Origin of the sequence: Streptomyces sp. NPDC008139, from assembly GCF_042957025.1 — a bacterium.
Lineage (GTDB): Bacteria > Actinomycetota > Actinomycetes > Streptomycetales > Streptomycetaceae > Actinacidiphila.
On sequence record NZ_JBIBHM010000008.1, the window covers coordinates 282401 to 298368 of the forward strand.

Here is a 15968-nt window from a genome sequence, read left to right on the forward strand (position 1 = left end):
CTAGGAGATCACCACCTTGACGACGCCGGTCAGGGCGATCTGGGCGAGGGCGAGCGGGATGAGTACGGTCCAGGCGAGCTTCTGGAGCTGGTCCTCGCGAAGGCGCGGGTAGCTGACCCGCAGCCAGATCACGACGAAGGCCAGCAGGCCGGTCTTGACCAGCGTCCACAGCCAGCCGACGCTGCCGGACCAGGGGCCGTGCCAGCCGCCGAGGAACAGCACGGTGGTGAGGGCACACAGCACGACGATGCCCGCGTACTCGGCGAGCAGGAACAGGGCGAAGCGCAGGCCGGTGTATTCGGTGTACGCGCCGAAGATGATCTCGGAGTCGGCCACCGGCATGTCGAACGGGGGCCGTTGCAGCTCGGCGAGGCCCGCCGTGAAGAAGACGAGGCCGCCGATGAGCTGCCAGGGGGTCCACCACCAGTGGTACTCCCCCACGATGCCCGGCAGTGACAGCGTGCCCGCCGCCATCGCGACCGACGCGGCGGTGAGCAGCATCGGCAGCTCGTACGCCATCAGTTGCGCCGCCGTGCGCAGGCCGCCGAGCAGGGAGAACTTGTTCGCCGACGCCCAGCCCGCCATCAGCGAGCCGAGCACGCCGATGCCCATCATGGCCAGGACGAAGATCAGGCCCGCGTCCAGCGCCTGGCCGACGAAGCCGTGCGGTCCCACCGGGATCGCGATCAGCACGACCAGGTAGGGCAGCAGCGCGACGGCGGGGGCGAGTTGGAAGATCCGCCGGTCCGCGTCGGCCGGAACCACGTCTTCCTTCTGCGCGAACTTCACTCCGTCCGCCACCAGTTGGGCCCACCCGTGGAACCCGCCCGCATACATCGGCCCCAACCGGCCCTGCATATGCGCCATCACCTTGTGCTCCGCCTGCCCCACCACCAGCGGAAACACCAGGAACACAACGAGTACGCCGACAAGGCGGAGGGCTACGTCCAGGACGTCGTTCACGCCTGCTCGCCCCCGTCCGGTTCATCCGCCCCCGCGTCGGGCGGCTGGCTTGCGTCGGGCTCGTCCTTGGGCTCGTCCTTGGGCTCGTCCTTGGGCTTGCCCTTGGGCTCGTCCTTGGGCTTGCCCTCGGACGGCGTGGTGGGCGGCGTGGGCTGTTCCCACGGGGCGTCCGGAACACGCTTGCGCGGAGGCGCGGGAGTCTCGGCCGGGGTGGGAGTCTCGGGAGGCGCGGGAGTCTCGGCCGGGGTGGACGCGGGGGCGGCCTGGCTCGCGGAGCCCTCGGTCACGCTGCGGGTGCGGCGGGCCGGGCGGTCGCCCGAGGGGGTTGTACGCGCCGGGCGGTCGCCGGGTGCCGCCGCCGTACGGGCCGCGCGGGCCGGGCGGGTCGGAGCCGGGGGGAGTTGGCCTTTTTGGGGGCCCCAGTCGTTGGGGTCGGGGACGCCGGGGGGCTGCATCTGGCGGCGCTTGGGGCCGCCGTCGTGGGACTCGCCGGGCTCCTTGGCGCCGGGCCATGCCTTGGCGACGCGGGCGGCGAGGACGAAGTCCTTGCGGAGGGGGTGCCCCTCGAACTCGTCGGGGAGCAGCAGCGGCGCGAGGCCCGGGTGCCCGGTGAAGTCGACGCCGAACATCTCGTGGGTCTCGCGCTCGTGCCACGCCGCGCCCGCGTAGACGCCGGTGGCGGTGGCGAGGACGGGCGCGGCGTGCGGCACGGTCGTCCGCAGCAGCAGCCGCCGGACGCCGCCGTCCAGCGCGACGACGTGCGCGCAGACGCGGAAGCCGGTGCCGGGCTCGTCGACGGCGCTCAGCCAGTCGAAGTACGTGCAGCCGAGCGTGTCCCGCGCGACCGTGAGCGAGGCGACCCACTCACCGGTCGGCACATCGACGGTCAGGAGGTCGTACGCCTCCTGCGCGACGGCGCCCTCGCCGAAGATCTCCGCGGCCTCCCGCGGCAGCCAACCGGTCACCTCGGCCCCTCCGGCGGAGTGACGAGGCCGCTCGTCAAGGCGGCGACGGACGGGCGCGGGCCCGCGGCGGAGCCGTACCGCTCCGCCAGCGACTCGCGCGCGATCTTCTCCTGGAGCTTGAGGATGCCCTGGAGGAGCGCTTCGGGGCGCGGCGGGCAGCCGGGCACGTAGACGTCGACGGGGATGATCTGGTCGACGCCCTTGGTGACGGAGTACGAGTCCCAGTAGGGACCGCCGCAGTTGGAGCACGCGCCGAAGGAGATGACGTACTTCGGCTCGGGCATCTGCTCGTACAGGCGCTTGACGGCGGGCGCCATCTTGTCGGTGACGGTGCCGGAGACGACCATGAGGTCGGCCTGGCGCGGTCCCGGCGCGAAGGGGATGACGCCCAGCCGGATGAAGTCGTGCCGGGACATCGACGCGGCGATGAACTCGATGGCGCAGCAGGCGAGGCCGAAGTTGAAGACCCACAGGCTGTAGCGGCGGCCCCAGTTGAGCACCACCTTCATCGGCTCCGGCGCCAGCCGGGACAGCACGCCGAGACGGCGCGGCTCGGGAAGGTCCTGCGGAGGGGCCTCGGGAAGCGCCTGCGGGTTCACGTCCATTCGAGGACGCCCTTCTTCCATGCGTAGAGCAGCCCGATCGCGAGGAAGCCGATGAAGACGAACATCTCCACCAGCGTCGTCGCGCCGAAGCCGGGCGCGGCGAAGACCGTGGCCCACGGGAACAGGAAGATCGCGTCGACCGCGAAGATGACGTAGAGGAAGGAGTACACGTAGTACTTGACCTGGGTGTGCGCCCAGCCCTCGCCGACCGGGTCGACCCCGCACTCGTACGTGAGCATCTTCTCGCGCGTCGGCACGACGGGCCGCAGCAGGCGGCCGGACGCGAAGGCGACGGTCACGAAGAGCACACCGACGACCGCGACCAGGCCGACGACCGAGTAGCCGTGGAAGTAGTCCACGTCCGTCCGCCCCTCGTTCACTCGTTGACCGGTGGTGTCCAGCGATCCTTGTGGATCTCTTTAGACGATCTATACGGGAGGGAGTCTAGGCCCTGGCCTCACAGGCGCACGCCCCCCGTGCGGGCACCGGTGCGCGCATCGGCGGCGGCCTCGTCGGACACCCTCGCCCGTACCGGGGGATAACCCCACCGCCGCCTGACCTACGCACCCCATGGCGCGCCCCGCCGCTTCCCCGGCAGGCTGGACTCATGAACACCTCGCCCGCGTCCCGTCAGCCCGCCGCCCCCGCCCCGCTGCCACCCGTGCGCTTCGCGTACGACCGCGTGACGTGGCGGGAGATCGGGTATCTGCTGCTGAATCTGCCGGTGTCGATCATCGGCTTCGTCTACGTCGTGACGGTCGTGACGGTGGGCCTCGGCCTGTCGGTGACGGTGATCGGGTTGCCCCTGCTGGCGTACGGACTCGCCGGGTGCCGGCTGCTGGGGCGGGTGGAGCGGAGCCGGGCGCGCGACCTGCTGGGCGTGCACATCGACGAGCCGCGCCCGCTGAAGCGGGGCACCTTCGGTTTCCTGCCGTGGCTGTGGGCGTCGCTGAAGGACCCGGTGGCGTGGCGGCACGCCCTCTATTACGCGATCCGGCTGCCGTGGGGCATCCTCACCTTCACCTTGACGCTGGTCTCGCTGTTCGTGCTGTGGCCGGTGCTGCCGTTCCTGGCGCGCGGGCTGACGACGGTCGACCGGGCGATGGTCCGCGGGCTGCTCCAGCCGTCGGACGAGCTGGAGCGGCGGATCGAGGAGCTGGAGTCGGACCGCGGGGTCGTGGTCGACACGGCGGCGGCGGACCTGCGGCGGATCGAGCGCGACCTGCACGACGGCGCGCAGGCGCGGCTGGTGGCGCTGGCGATGGACCTCGGCCTGGCCAAGGAGAAGCTGCTGGAGGACCCGGAGGCGGCGGCCAAGATGGTGGGCGAGGCGCACGGCGAGGTGAAGGTGGCCCTTCAGGAGCTGCGTGATCTGGCGCGCGGCATCCATCCGGCGATCCTCACCGACCGCGGGCTGGACGCGGCCCTGTCGTCGGTCGCGTCGCGCTGCACGGTGCCGGTCGCCGTGACCGTGGAACTGCCCGCGCGGCCCGCGGAGGCGATCGAGGGGATCGCGTACTTCACGGTCTCGGAGCTGCTGCAGAACGTCAGCAAGCACAGCAGGGCACGGCACGCCTCGGTGGACGTGTGGCGCGCCGACGACCGGCTGATGGTGCAGGTCCGGGACGACGGGCGCGGCGGCGCGGACGTGTCGGGCGGTACGGGTCTGGCCGGGCTCGGCGAACGGCTGCGGTCGGTGGACGGGCTCTTCGTGGTCAGCTCACCGGAGGCGGGGCCGACCGTGGTCACGGCCGAACTGCCGTGGCGCGACCGGGAGTTCCGCAAGGCCGGGGCCAAGCGATGAGCGCGGCCAAGCGCTGAGCGGGGCGCTGAGCGGAGCCAAGCGCTGAGCGCGGAAGCCGGGGCGGTAGGGCTAGCCCCACCCCCAAGACGCCGATCCGCACCATGGGGATGGGTGCACGCACCAGCCAGCATGGAGTCACAGAGAAAAGCAGAGAGGACGGACCGACCATGGCTTACGGCTTCCCGCCCGCCGAGCGTGCGCACGAGCGCGAGCGCGAGCACCGCCTGCCGACGGCGCTGCGCGCGCCGATCGAGGCACGCGCCTGGCGCGAGTTCGCCTACCTGCTGATCAATCTGCCGATGTGCATCGTCGGCTTCGTCTGGACCGTGACGATGTTCTCGCTCGGCGCCGGGCTGCTGGTCACCTTCATCGGGCTGCCGGTGCTCGTGCTCGCGCTCGGCGGCTGCCGCGCGATCGGCGCCGTGGAGCGGGCCCGCGCGCGGTCGCTGCTCTGGCTGGACGTGGAGGACCCGCGGCCGGTGCGCGGCAGGAACGGCGGTTTCCTGTCCCGGCTCGGTGCCCAGCTCGGCAGCGGCGTCAACTGGCGGCACGCCGTCTACACCCTGATCCACTTCCCGTGGGGGATCTTCACCTTCTCCGTCGCCATCAGCTTCTTCACGTACGGCTGGGGCCTGTTGACGTATCCGCTGTGGCGCTGGGTCTTCCCGGTCTACTTCGGGCAGGACGGCCTCCAGATGTACGGCGACGGGCACGGGCACGGCTGGTGGCTGCACACCCCGGCCGACATGCTGCTGTGCGTCGTGGTCGGTGGCGCGCTCGTGCTGAGCAGCCCGTGGGTCTACCGGGGCATGGCGCACGTCGACCGGATTCTGGTGAGCGGTCTGCTCGGGCCTTCGCGGCTGGCGGAGCGGGTCACCGAGCTGGAGTCGGACCGCGGGGTCGTGGTCGACACGGCGGCGGCGGACCTGCGACGCATCGAGCGCGACCTGCACGACGGGGCGCAGGCGCGGCTGGTGGCGCTGGCGATGGACCTGGGCCTGGCCAAGGAGAAGCTTCTCGAAGACCCTTCGGCCGGGGCCGTGATGGTCGAGGAGGCGCACGGCGAGGTGAAGATCGCGCTTCAGGAGCTGCGGGATCTCGCCCGGGGCATCCACCCGGCGATCCTCACCGACCGCGGCCTGGACGCGGCCCTGTCGTCGGTCGCGTCGCGCTGCACGGTGCCGGTCGCCGTGACCGTCGATTTGCCCGCGCGGCCGGTGCCGGCCATTGAGGGCATCGCCTACTTCACGGTGTCCGAGCTGCTGCAGAACGTCAGCAAGCACAGTGGCGCTTCGCGCGCGACCGTGGATGTGTGGCGGGTCGGTGACCGGCTCATGATGCAGGTGTCCGACAACGGGCGCGGGGGCGCCGCCGTGTCCGGTGGGTCCGGGCTCGCCGGGCTCGCCGAGCGGCTCGACTCCGTCGACGGTGTCCTCGCCGTGGCCTCGCCGCCCGGTGGCCCCACCCGCATCACCACCGAACTCCCCTGGCGCGTCTAGCCCCTCCGGGACGGTTCCCTTGCCCCTCCCCGGGGCACACCCCCAGCACCCGCGCCCACGCAGGACCCGATCTTCAGGTGCGCGACCCCTGATACGTCGCCTCTACGCAAGCCGGTGCGCCGATCCTTTCAGGGGCGCGACCCCTGATACGCCGCCTCCACGCCAGGCGATGCGCCGATCTCTTCAGGGGCGCGGGGAACTGCGCGGCCCGCCCCCACCGGGCTTTCAGCCCGAAAACACACAGCATCTGCCCCACTGGGGCCGGCTCTCAAAGGCGCACCACCGCGCGGCCTGAGCGCGCAGTTCCCCGCGCCCCTGACTACCCGTGGCCGGCGCCCCCGGCAAAGGAACCGCCCCTCCAGGCCTCCGGGCCCTGCCTCCACGCAAGCCGGTGCGCCGATCCTTTCAGGGGCGCGACCCCTGATACGTCGCCTCCACGCAAGCCGGTGCGCCGATCCATTCAGGGGCGCGGGGAACTGCGCGGCCCGCCCCCACCGGGCTTTCAGCCCGAAAACACACAGCATCTGCCCCACCGGGGCCGGCTCTCAAAGGCGCACCACCGCCCGGCCTGAGCGCGCAGTTCCCCGCGCCCCTGACTACCCGTGGCCGGCGCCCCCGGCAAAGGAACCGCGCCGGGGCCGCGCCCCTAAAAACACGTGGCCGGCGACCCAGCAAGAGAACCGCCCCGGGGCCGCGGCCCTGGAAGACGGGTCCTGCGCAAGGCGGGCGGACAGGGGCCGCGCCCCTGAAAGATCGGCCTCCCCGGCAGGGGGCGGCTAGGTCAGGGTGAGGAGGACTTTGCCGCGGTTGGTGCCGGCCTGGAGGGCCTGATGGGCTTGGAAGGCCGCGGCAAGCGACAGCTCGGCGGTGATGTCGAGCCGAATGGCTCCGGAGGCGAGGAGGGAGAGGGCGGCGAGGGCGTGGCCGCGCAGAACGGCCGGGGCGCGGAGCGCGAGGTCGCGGATGGAGTAGCCGGTGAGAGCGCGGTTGCGCTCGGAGAAGGGGAGCACGGGCAGGGTGAGGTCGGGCCGGCGGGCGGCCTCGCCGTAGGCGACCAGACGGCCGAAGGGGGCCAGAAGGGAGAGCCCGGCCAGCCGGGTCCCCCCGCCGATGGGGTCGAGCAGCACGTCGATCTCGGTGCGAGCGGCGGCCAGCTCTTCGGCGAAGGTCTCGCGCAGCAGCACCGCGTCGTAGCCGAAACGTTTCGCGTACTCCGCCTTCTCAGCCGTACGGACCGTCCCGTACACGGCGGCGGCCCCCAGCGCGCGGGCGATCTGCGCGGCGACCGAGCCGACCCCGCCCGCGGCGGCGTGGATGAGGACGGTGTCCCCCGCGGTGAGCCGCGCGGCCCCGGCGAGCACCCCGTACGCGGTGGTGAGGACGAGCGCCGCCCCGCCCCCGTCCCGGAGGGAGATCCCGTCGAGCGGGAAGGCGAAGTCGGCGGGCGCGACCGCGTATTCGGCGTATCCGCCGCCGTCGGGCAGATAGGCGGCGACGGGGTCGCCGACGGCGAGCCCGGTGACGCCCGCGCCGAGCGCGGCGATCTCGCCGGAGACCTCCAGGCCGGGCACGGCGATCCCGTCCGGCGGACCGTAGTCGCCGAGCCGGTGCAGCACCTCGCCGTGGTTGACGCCCGCGTACGCGACCTGGATCAGCACCTGCCCGGGGCCCGGTTCCGGGACGGGGATTTCCACCGGCCGGAGCACTTCCGGGCCACCGTTGACGTCGAATCCGACCGCGCGCACACGCTCTCCTCTTGCCTGTGAGCCGCTGACGCGCGACCCCCGCCGACCTTCCGGGCGCAACCTTGCCCACCGGAACCGTATTCCCCATCAGCGCGTCGTTGCTGGGATGCTGGGGAAGACAGGGTCGGATGTGGGGGGCTGGAACGGGTGGAGGACAGGGTGCGGGTGGTCATCGCCGAGGATTCGGTGCTGCTTCGGGAGGGACTGACCCGATTGCTGACCGATCGCGGTCACGATGTGGTGGCCGGCGTCGGTGACGCCGAGGCGCTGATCAAGGTCGTACGGGAGCTGGCGGACGAGGGCGCGGCCCCCGACGTGGTGGTGGCGGACGTACGGATGCCGCCGACGCACACCGACGAGGGGGTGCGGGCGGCGGTGCAGCTGCGCCGGGACCACCCCGGCGTGGGCGTGCTGGTGCTGTCGCAGTACGTGGAGGAGCAGTACGCGACCGAGCTGCTGGCGGGCAGCAGCCGCGGGGTGGGGTATCTGCTCAAGGACCGGGTGGCCGAGGTCCGCGAGTTCGTGGACGCGGTGGTGCGGGTCGCCGAGGGCGGCACGGCACTGGACCCCGAGGTGGTCGCGCAGCTCCTGGGCCGCAGCCGCAAGCAGGACGTGCTGGCGGGGCTGACGCCGCGCGAGCGCGAGGTGCTCGGGCTGATGGCGGAGGGCCGGACGAATTCGGCGGTGGCCAAGCAGCTCGTGGTGAGCGACGGCGCGGTGGAGAAGCACGTCAGCAACATCTTCCTGAAGCTGGGCCTGGCGCCGAGTGACGGGGATCACCGTCGTGTCCTGGCGGTGCTCACCTACCTGAACTCCTGATCTGTTGACACTCTGTCTTACAGCAGACGCCTGACGGCGCAGGGCTCCACGGGCCCGCGCCGTCACATGCACATGCCACACACATGTCCGGCAGTCCGCAGGTCGGGGCCGCGCTCCCGCATCCACATTCCGGGACGTACGGGGAAGGCGACCCTTACCGACGTACGATGACCGGTGAGCCGCCGCCTCTAGGGAGGTCCGTTTCAGTGACCAGCCAGGTCAGCAGCAGCAGCCCCGTACCCACGGAGCAGCCCGCGCATCCGCCGGTGATCGGCGATGTCCTGGGCGAACAGCGCAAACCGGCGAAAGAGACGAAACGCCTCGACCGGGTGATCATCCGGTTCGCCGGTGACTCCGGGGACGGAATGCAGCTCACCGGGGACCGTTTCACCTCGGAGACCGCGTCCTTCGGGAACGATCTCTCGACGCTGCCGAACTTCCCGGCCGAGATCCGGGCCCCCGCAGGCACCCTGCCGGGCGTGTCGTCGTTCCAGCTCCACTTCGCGGACCACGACATCCTCACGCCGGGCGACGCGCCCGACGTGCTGGTCGCGATGAACCCGGCCGCGCTGAAGGCGAACGTCGCCGACCTGCCGCGCGGCGCCGAGATCATCGTCAACACCGACGAGTTCACCAAGCGCGCGATGGCGAAGGTCGGATACGCCGCCAACCCGTTGGACGACGGGTCCCTGGAGGCGTACGCGATCCACCCGGTGCCGCTGACGACGCTCACCGTCGAGGCGCTCAAGGACAGCGGCCTGGCGCGCAAGGACGCCGAACGGGCGAAGAACATGTTCGCGCTCGGCCTGCTGTCGTGGATGTACCACCGGCCGACCGAGGGCACCGAGTCCTTCCTCCGCAGGAAGTTCGCCAAGAAGCCGGACATCGCGGAGGCCAATGTCACGGCCTTCCGCGCGGGCTGGAACTTCGGCGAGACCACCGAGGACTTCGCGGTCAACTACGAGGTGCAGCCCGCCTCCAGCGCCTTCCCCGCGGGCACCTACCGCAACATCTCCGGGAATCTGGCGCTGTCGTACGGCCTGATCGCCGCGAGCAAGCAGAGCGAACTGCCGCTCTTCCTCGGCTCGTACCCGATCACCCCGGCCTCCGACATCCTGCACGAGCTGTCGAAGCACAAGAATTTCGGCGTGCGCACCTTCCAGGCCGAGGACGAGATCGCCGCGATCGGCGCGGCGCTCGGCGCGTCCTTCGGCGGGTCGCTGGCCCTCACCACCACCTCGGGTCCCGGGGTGGCGCTGAAGTCGGAGACCATCGGGCTCGCCGTCAGCCTGGAGTTGCCGCTGCTGATCATCGACATCCAGCGCGGCGGCCCCTCGACCGGACTGCCGACCAAGACCGAGCAGTCCGACCTGCTCCAGGCGATGTACGGGCGCAACGGCGAGGCGCCGGTGCCGATCGTGGCGCCCAGCACCCCGGCGGACTGCTTCGACGCGGCGCTGGAGGCGGCCAGGATCGCGGTCACGTACCGCACCCCGGTCTTCCTGCTCTCCGACGGCTATCTCGCCAACGGCTCGGAGCCGTGGCGGGTCCCCGATGTCCAGGACCTGCCCGACCTGCGGGTGCGGTTCGCGACCGGGCCCAACCACACGGCCGAGGACGGCACCGAGGACTTCTGGCCGTATCTGCGCGACCCGGAGACGCTGGCCCGCCCGTGGGCGGTGCCCGGCACGCCCGGCCTCGAACACCGCATCGGCGGCATCGAGAAGCAGGACGGCACCGGCAACATCTCGTACGACCCGGCCAACCACGACTTCATGACCCGCACCCGGCAGGCCAAGGTCGACGGCATCAAGGTGCCCGACCTGATCGTGGACGACCCGGAAGGCGCCGCGCGGACCCTGGTCATCGGCTGGGGTTCGACGTACGGGCCGATCACCGCGGCCGTGCGCCGCATCCGGCGCGAGGGCGGCACGATCGCGCAGGCCCATCTGCGCAATCTCAACCCCTTCCCGGCCAACCTCGGTGAGGTCCTGCGGGCGTACGACAAGGTCGTGGTGCCCGAGATGAACCTCGGCCAGCTCGCCCACCTGCTGCGCGCCAAGTATCTGGTCGACGCCCGTTCGTACACGCAGGTCACCGGGTTGCCGTTCAAGTCGGAACAGCTCGCGAAGGCCCTCGTGGAGGAGAGTGCGAATGATTGAGGCGCTGTCGCTGGTGCCCAAGGCCGAGGCGAAGCAGTCCATGAAGGACTTCAAGTCGGACCAGGAGGTGCGCTGGTGCCCAGGATGCGGGGACTACGCGATCCTGGCCGCCGTCCAGTCCTTCATGCCGGAGCTGGGCCTGGCCCGCGAGAACGTGGTGTTCGTGTCCGGGATCGGGTGCTCGTCCCGCTTCCCGTACTACATGAACACCTACGGCATGCACTCCATCCACGGCCGCGCCCCGGCCATCGCGACGGGGCTCGCCGCCTCGCGCCGCGACCTGAGCGTGTGGGTCGTCACCGGTGACGGCGACGCGCTCTCCATCGGCGGCAATCACCTGATCCACGCGCTGCGGCGCAATGTGAACCTGAAGATCCTGCTGTTCAACAACCGGATCTACGGGCTCACCAAGGGTCAGTACAGCCCCACCTCCGAGGTCGGCAAGATCACCAAGTCGACGCCGATGGGTTCGCTGGACGCGCCCTTCAACCCGGTGTCGCTGGCGATCGGCGCCGAGGCGTCCTTCGTGGCCCGCACGATCGACTCCGACCGCAAGCACCTCCAGTCGGTGCTGCGGGCGGCGGCCGAGCACGAGGGCACGGCGCTGGTGGAGATCTACCAGAACTGCAACATCTTCAACGACGGCGCCTTCGACGTCCTCAAGGAGCGCGAGACCGCGCAGGACGCCGTGATCCGGCTGGAGCAGGGGCAGCCGATCCGCTTCGGCGCGCCCGCCGAGGACGGTCTCGGTTCGAAGGGCGTCGTACGGGACCCGGCGACCGGCGACCTGAAGGTGATCGACGTGACCGTGGAGGGCAGCGCGGGGGTGCTCGTCCACGACGCGCACACTCAGTCCCCGACGACCGCTTTCGCGCTGTCGCGGCTGGCGGACGCCGACACGCTCCACCACACGCCGATCGGTGTGCTGCGGGACGTGACGCGCCCGGTGTACGACACGGAGATGTCGGACCAGCTCGAAAAGGCCGTGGTGCAGCAGGGCAAGGGCGACCTCGCCGGGCTGCTGACCGGGCGGGACACCTGGACCGTCGTCGGCTGAGGCACGGGACCGCACAAGGGCGGGGCGCGCACCTTCATCGGTGCGCGCCCCGCCCTCGTCCGTCTCCCCCCCGTGCTCACCGCGTGGTCCCGCTGTTGAACAGCGAGCGCGACCAGAGGTACCCGGCCAGGCCGATACCGGCGCACCAGGCGAGCGAGATCCAGGCGTCGTGGCCGATCGCCGAGCCGGTCAGCAGCCCGCGCAGGGTCTCGGTCATGGGCGTGAACGGCTGGTACTCGGCGAACCAGCGCAGGCCAGGGGACATCGAGTCGGCCGGTACGAAGGCCGAGCCCAGGAACGGCAGGAACTGGACGAGCAGCGGCTTGTTGCTCGCCGACTCGACCGTCTTGGAGATCAGGCCGAGCGCCGCCGACAGCCAGGTCACCGCGAGGGCGACGGCGGCGAGCAGCCCGGCCGCCGCCAGCCACTCCAGCGGGCTCGCGTCGGGCCGGAAGCCGACCGCGACCGCCACGCCCATGACCAGCACGAGGCTGGTCATGGTCTGGATGACGCTGCCGACGACATGGCCGGTCATGAACGAGGCCCGCGAGATGTTCATCGTGCGGAAGCGGTTGATGATGCCCTCGGTCATGTCGGTGCAGACCGCGATCGACGTGGACATGGCCCCGGCGGCCACCGCCATGATCAGGATGCCGGGCGTCAGATACTCCAGATACACACTCCGGCCGCCGCCCGCCCCGAGTCCGGCGCCGATCGACCCGCCGAAGGCGTACACGAACAGCAGCAGCATGAGGATGGGCATCGCGGCCGTGCCGAAGCCGACCGCCGGGTAGCGGATCGCGTGCTTCAGATTGCGCCGCAGCATCGTCGTCGAGTCGCGCACGGCGTAGGTGAGGGTGCTGCTCATCGCGAGGTCTCCTTGGGGTGAGGGGTGGAACCGTCGCCGGTCAGGGCGAGGAAGACGTCGTCCAGGTCGGGGGTGTGCACGGAGAAGTCGGCGGTACGCACGCCGCCGGCGTCGAGCCGGTCGAGCAGCGAGCGCAGCGCGTCGAGTCCGGCGTCGCCCGCCACGCGCAGGGCCAGCTCCCCGTCGTCGCGGACGGCGCCGGGGACGGCGGCGGCGGCCCGCTCGTACTCCTCGGGGTCGGTGAACCGCAGGCGTACGTGGCTGCCGGGGATACGCGCCTTCAGCTCGTCGGCGGTGCCCTCGGCGACGATCCGGCCGCCGTCGAGCACGGCGACACGGTCGGCCAACTGGTCGGCCTCCTCCAGGTACTGCGTGGTGAGGAAGACGGTGACGCCGCTCGCGACCAGTGACCGCACGGTGTCCCACATCGTGCGGCGGCTGCGCGGGTCGAGGCCGGTCGTCGGCTCGTCGAGGAAGATCACCTTCGGGTCGCCGACCAGCGTCATGGCCAGGTCCAGGCGGCGCCGCATGCCGCCGGAGAAGAGCGCGGCGCGCTGCTTCGCGACGTCGGCGATGTCGAAGCGGGCCAGCAACTCCTGGGCCCGCGCCCGCCCTTCGGCCTTGCCGAGGTGCAGCAGGTCGGCCATGAGGAGCAGGTTCTCCTCGGCGGTGAGCAGGTTGTCGAGCGCGGCGAACTGTCCGGTGACGCCGATCGCGGCGCGGACGCCGTCCGGTGAGCCGGCCACGTCGTGGCCCGCGACCTGGGCGTGGCCGCCGTCGGCGGAGATGAGGGTGGACAGGATCTGCACGGTGGTGGTCTTGCCCGCGCCGTTGGGGCCGAGCAGCGCGAAGACGGTGCCCGCCGGGATGCGCAGGTCGATGCCGTCGAGGACGGTCTTGTCGCCGTAGGACTTGCGCAGGTCGGCGGTGGAGACGGCGGGCGGGCGCGGGTCGGCACCCTGGGCATTTCTGGGCATGGGCATGACAGAAGAAGGCATGGAGCTCTCCCGTTTCGGGGCGTGGTGAGAGGAGCGGGGTGAGGGGTGCGCGGTGCGCGGTGCGCTGTGCGCGGTGAAGGGTTCGCGATCGGCTGCGGGCGATCGGCGGTGCGCGGTCGGCGGTGCGCGGTGAAGGGTTCGCGATCGGCTGCGGGCGATCGGCGGTGCGCGGTCGGCGGTGCGCGGTGAAGTGGCCCGGTGCGTCGGGCCGTTACGTGGCGGGAGGCGGGCGGGTCAGCCGCGCGCGCGGAGGATCTCGATGTTGCCCCAGTTGGTCCTGGCGCGGACCGAGACGGTGTCCTCGCTCTGGCCGGGGGCCTCGGAGGCGGGGAGCCTGTTGCGCACCTGGCCGTGGCTGGAGCTGACGTCGAGCCAGGCGGCGGTGCCCTCGCGGACGCCGACCTCGATGGGGCCGTTGGAGGTCTCCAACTGGACCTCGCCGCGTACGACTTCGGCGACGCGCAGGTGGCCGTTGGACGTGGTGCCGGTGACCGACGCCTCGGCGCGCGCGATGTCGATGCCGCCGTTGGTGCCGCTGACCCGCAGTTCGCCGGTGACGGCGGCGAGGGTCGTGGTGCCGTTGGAGTTCTTCAGCACGGCGGTCCCGTCGACCGTGCCGATCCGCAGGCTCCCGGAGCTGGTGGCGATCTCGGCCGGGCCATCGACCCGGTCCACGGTGACGCTGCCGTGCGACACGGCCAGATTGAGCGGCCCGGTCGTGTCGAACCGGACGTCGCCCACCGAGACCTTCACCCGCACCTCGCCGAGCCTGCCCTCCCCGTGCACCTGCGTCCACGCGCCGGTCACCTCGACCGCCGAGCCCGTGGGCAGTTCGACCGCCACGTCCACGGCGCCCGAAGGCCCGATGAGGCGGCGGCCCTTGGGGGTCCTGATGGTCAACAGGCCGCCGGAGTACCGCACTTCGGTCTGCTCGGCTGCTTTGACGTCCTGGTCGCGCTTCGGGTCGCGGGGCCGGACCTCCACGAGGGTGTCGAGGCGGTCCTCGGCCGTGAACTGGATCGATCCGGCTTCCACGTTGCTCGTCACCGAGATGGGTTCCGGGGTGTCGAAAGGGGTGGTGAAAGAAGGCATGGTTGTCCCGTCATCTTGGGTCGTCGTGACGTCTCCGCAGGTGGGAGACGGTGTGCTTCTCGTGCTTTTCGCGCTTCGCGTGCTCTCGCGCTTCTCGGCTAGCGGACCCAGCCCTTGAAGCTCTGTCCGACGGTTCTGGTGGTACGGGTCTTCTCCGTCGTACGCGGCTGGCCGCCGCCGTCGCCGACCGCCGCCGAGACGGCTCGCACCAGCCAGGCGTTGACCGACAAACCCTCTCTGGTCGCGGCCTCCTCGGCCCGCGTCTTGAGGTGGCCCGGCAGTCGCAGATTCACCCTGGCGGTGCTGCCGTCGTCCCCCTCGACCGGTGCGGGCGGCGCCGGGGCCTGCGCCTGTGCCGACGCCTCCTCCTGCGCGTACGGCCGTGTCACCACGAAGTCCGGGTCCAGGCCCCGGAGCCGCACGTCCACCGAGCCCGGTGCCAGCTCCCGCGTGATCTCGTCCATCGCCGCCGACAGCACATTCAGCATCGTCAACCGCGTCGCCGACTCCAGCGGTGCCGTCAGGCGCTCCGCCAGCTCCCTCGCTTCTTCGCCTCCGGCTTCGGCGGCCACCGCCAGCTCGCGGCGCAGATTCTCGACATACGGCGTCAGGTCCATGACGCCATAGTGGCACCACCTTGGCACCACCCGCAAGCCCCTTCCTGACACCACCTTGGCGCCACGTGGCACCACCCCCCCGGCGCGTTCACCCCCCCCCGCAAGGGCTTGCTTTCAGGGGCGCGGGGAACTGCGCGCTCAGCCACGGCGGTGGCGCGGCCAAAAAACCGGCCCCAGCGGGGCAGACGCGGCCGTTCTCGGGCTGAAAGCCCGCCGGGGGCCGGCCACGCAGGGCCCCGCGAGCCTTAGACGTCGTTTCTTATGGCTGTGTGGGCCGATTGGCGGCAGGCGCCTTGGGAGGTGGGGTCACTCTGCGACTGGAAACGCTGCCTCGGCCAGGGTCTGTGCTGCACGGCATACGGCGTTCTCCCAGGCTCGGAGGTCTTCAGGAGACAGGTAGTCGAGGTAGTACTCCTCGCCCACGGCCTGGACGAATTCGCGCTCAGCTTCCGTCAGCGACGCGATCCCCTGCCAGATCCGAGCCGCTGCGTCCCTCGGCGATACGGCACCGGCGCGCAGCCGTGTCGCCATGTGGTGCAGGAGGCAGCGCTCAGCGGTCTCGTCGTCGGGGATCCGGACTCCGAGCTCGTCCATCGCCTCGTCGAAGAGTTCGTCGATCTCTGCTGTCTCCGCATGTCGGGAAAGGCCGGCCAGGTCACACAGTGAGGGAGAGTCGTATCCGGCAGCCAGTAGGTGGGCCGCCGCCATCGGCAGGTCCTCCGGGAAGATCAAACGCACGACGTACTGCCAGGCGACTATGGCGGGCTGGTCCAT

At 71.3% G+C, this 15968-nt stretch carries 15 protein-coding genes; 5 read left to right on the forward strand and 10 right to left on the reverse strand.

Going from position 1 to position 15968, the window contains the following annotated elements; translation table 11 throughout:
* The 4 genes from ACFZBB_RS19230 to ACFZBB_RS19245 are packed head-to-tail and all read right to left on the reverse strand — an operon-like array spanning position 1 to position 2913.
* Entirely contained in the window at positions 1–963 is a 963-nt protein-coding gene (locus tag ACFZBB_RS19230) for an NADH-quinone oxidoreductase subunit H (RefSeq protein ID WP_391123706.1), read from the reverse strand.
* Positions 960–1928 (reverse strand): NADH-quinone oxidoreductase subunit C, encoded by a 969-nt coding sequence (locus ACFZBB_RS19235; protein WP_391123708.1) that lies wholly within the window; start codon positions 1926–1928, stop codon positions 960–962. The genes ACFZBB_RS19230 and ACFZBB_RS19235 overlap by 4 nt, the downstream gene beginning before the upstream one ends.
* Positions 1925–2533 (reverse strand): NADH-quinone oxidoreductase subunit NuoB, encoded by a 609-nt coding sequence (locus ACFZBB_RS19240; protein WP_391123710.1) that lies wholly within the window; start codon positions 2531–2533, stop codon positions 1925–1927. The genes ACFZBB_RS19235 and ACFZBB_RS19240 overlap by 4 nt, the downstream gene beginning before the upstream one ends.
* Entirely contained in the window at positions 2524–2913 is a 390-nt protein-coding gene (locus tag ACFZBB_RS19245; protein ID WP_188283994.1) for an NADH-quinone oxidoreductase subunit A, read from the reverse strand. The genes ACFZBB_RS19240 and ACFZBB_RS19245 overlap by 10 nt, the downstream gene beginning before the upstream one ends.
* 227 nt (positions 2914–3140) lie before the next feature.
* On the opposite strand from ACFZBB_RS19245, the gene ACFZBB_RS19250 reads away from it, so the two are divergent.
* Positions 3141–4337, forward strand: a complete 1197-nt coding sequence (locus tag ACFZBB_RS19250; RefSeq protein WP_391123712.1) for a sensor domain-containing protein — start codon at positions 3141–3143, stop codon at positions 4335–4337.
* A 167-nt stretch (positions 4338–4504) separates the two neighbouring features.
* Positions 4505–5836 (forward strand): sensor domain-containing protein, encoded by a 1332-nt coding sequence (locus tag ACFZBB_RS19255; RefSeq protein ID WP_391123714.1) that lies wholly within the window; start codon positions 4505–4507, stop codon positions 5834–5836.
* Between the two features lie 776 nt (positions 5837–6612).
* Here ACFZBB_RS19255 and ACFZBB_RS19260 read toward each other — a convergent pair.
* Positions 6613–7581 carry a zinc-binding dehydrogenase gene (locus ACFZBB_RS19260; RefSeq protein WP_391123716.1) on the reverse strand — a complete coding sequence of 323 codons (969 nt, stop codon included), beginning with the start codon at positions 7579–7581 and terminating at the stop codon, positions 6613–6615.
* Between the two features lie 159 nt (positions 7582–7740).
* Between ACFZBB_RS19260 and ACFZBB_RS19265 the strand changes: the two genes are divergently transcribed.
* From ACFZBB_RS19265 to ACFZBB_RS19275, 3 genes are all read left to right on the forward strand, one after another.
* Positions 7741–8400, forward strand: coding sequence for a response regulator transcription factor (locus ACFZBB_RS19265; RefSeq protein ID WP_355340363.1), 660 nt, complete (start codon positions 7741–7743; stop codon positions 8398–8400).
* A 206-nt stretch (positions 8401–8606) separates the two neighbouring features.
* Complete coding sequence (locus ACFZBB_RS19270) at positions 8607–10562, forward strand: 2-oxoacid:acceptor oxidoreductase subunit alpha (RefSeq protein ID WP_391123717.1); 1956 nt, start codon at positions 8607–8609, stop codon at positions 10560–10562.
* Positions 10555–11619 carry a 2-oxoacid:ferredoxin oxidoreductase subunit beta gene (locus ACFZBB_RS19275; RefSeq protein ID WP_355340369.1) on the forward strand — a complete coding sequence of 355 codons (1065 nt, stop codon included), beginning with the start codon at positions 10555–10557 and terminating at the stop codon, positions 11617–11619. The genes ACFZBB_RS19270 and ACFZBB_RS19275 overlap by 8 nt, the downstream gene beginning before the upstream one ends.
* Before the next feature lie 76 nt (positions 11620–11695).
* Here the strand turns inward: ACFZBB_RS19275 and ACFZBB_RS19280 are convergent, their stop codons facing one another.
* The 5 genes from ACFZBB_RS19280 to ACFZBB_RS19300 all read right to left on the reverse strand — a co-directional run bounded on the left by ACFZBB_RS19280 (position 11696) and on the right by ACFZBB_RS19300 (position 15968).
* Complete coding sequence (locus tag ACFZBB_RS19280; RefSeq protein ID WP_391123719.1) at positions 11696–12487, reverse strand: ABC transporter permease; 792 nt, start codon at positions 12485–12487, stop codon at positions 11696–11698.
* Entirely contained in the window at positions 12484–13470 is a 987-nt protein-coding gene (locus tag ACFZBB_RS19285) for an ATP-binding cassette domain-containing protein (protein WP_391123968.1), read from the reverse strand. Before ACFZBB_RS19285 ends, ACFZBB_RS19280 begins: the two co-directional genes overlap by 4 nt.
* 249 nt (positions 13471–13719) lie before the next feature.
* Complete coding sequence (locus ACFZBB_RS19290; protein ID WP_391123721.1) at positions 13720–14577, reverse strand: DUF4097 family beta strand repeat-containing protein; 858 nt, start codon at positions 14575–14577, stop codon at positions 13720–13722.
* A 98-nt stretch (positions 14578–14675) separates the two neighbouring features.
* Complete coding sequence (locus tag ACFZBB_RS19295; protein WP_391123724.1) at positions 14676–15194, reverse strand: toxin-antitoxin system HicB family antitoxin; 519 nt, start codon at positions 15192–15194, stop codon at positions 14676–14678.
* 306 nt (positions 15195–15500) lie between these two features.
* Positions 15501–15968 carry a hypothetical protein gene (locus ACFZBB_RS19300; protein ID WP_391123726.1) on the reverse strand — a complete coding sequence of 156 codons (468 nt, stop codon included), beginning with the start codon at positions 15966–15968 and terminating at the stop codon, positions 15501–15503.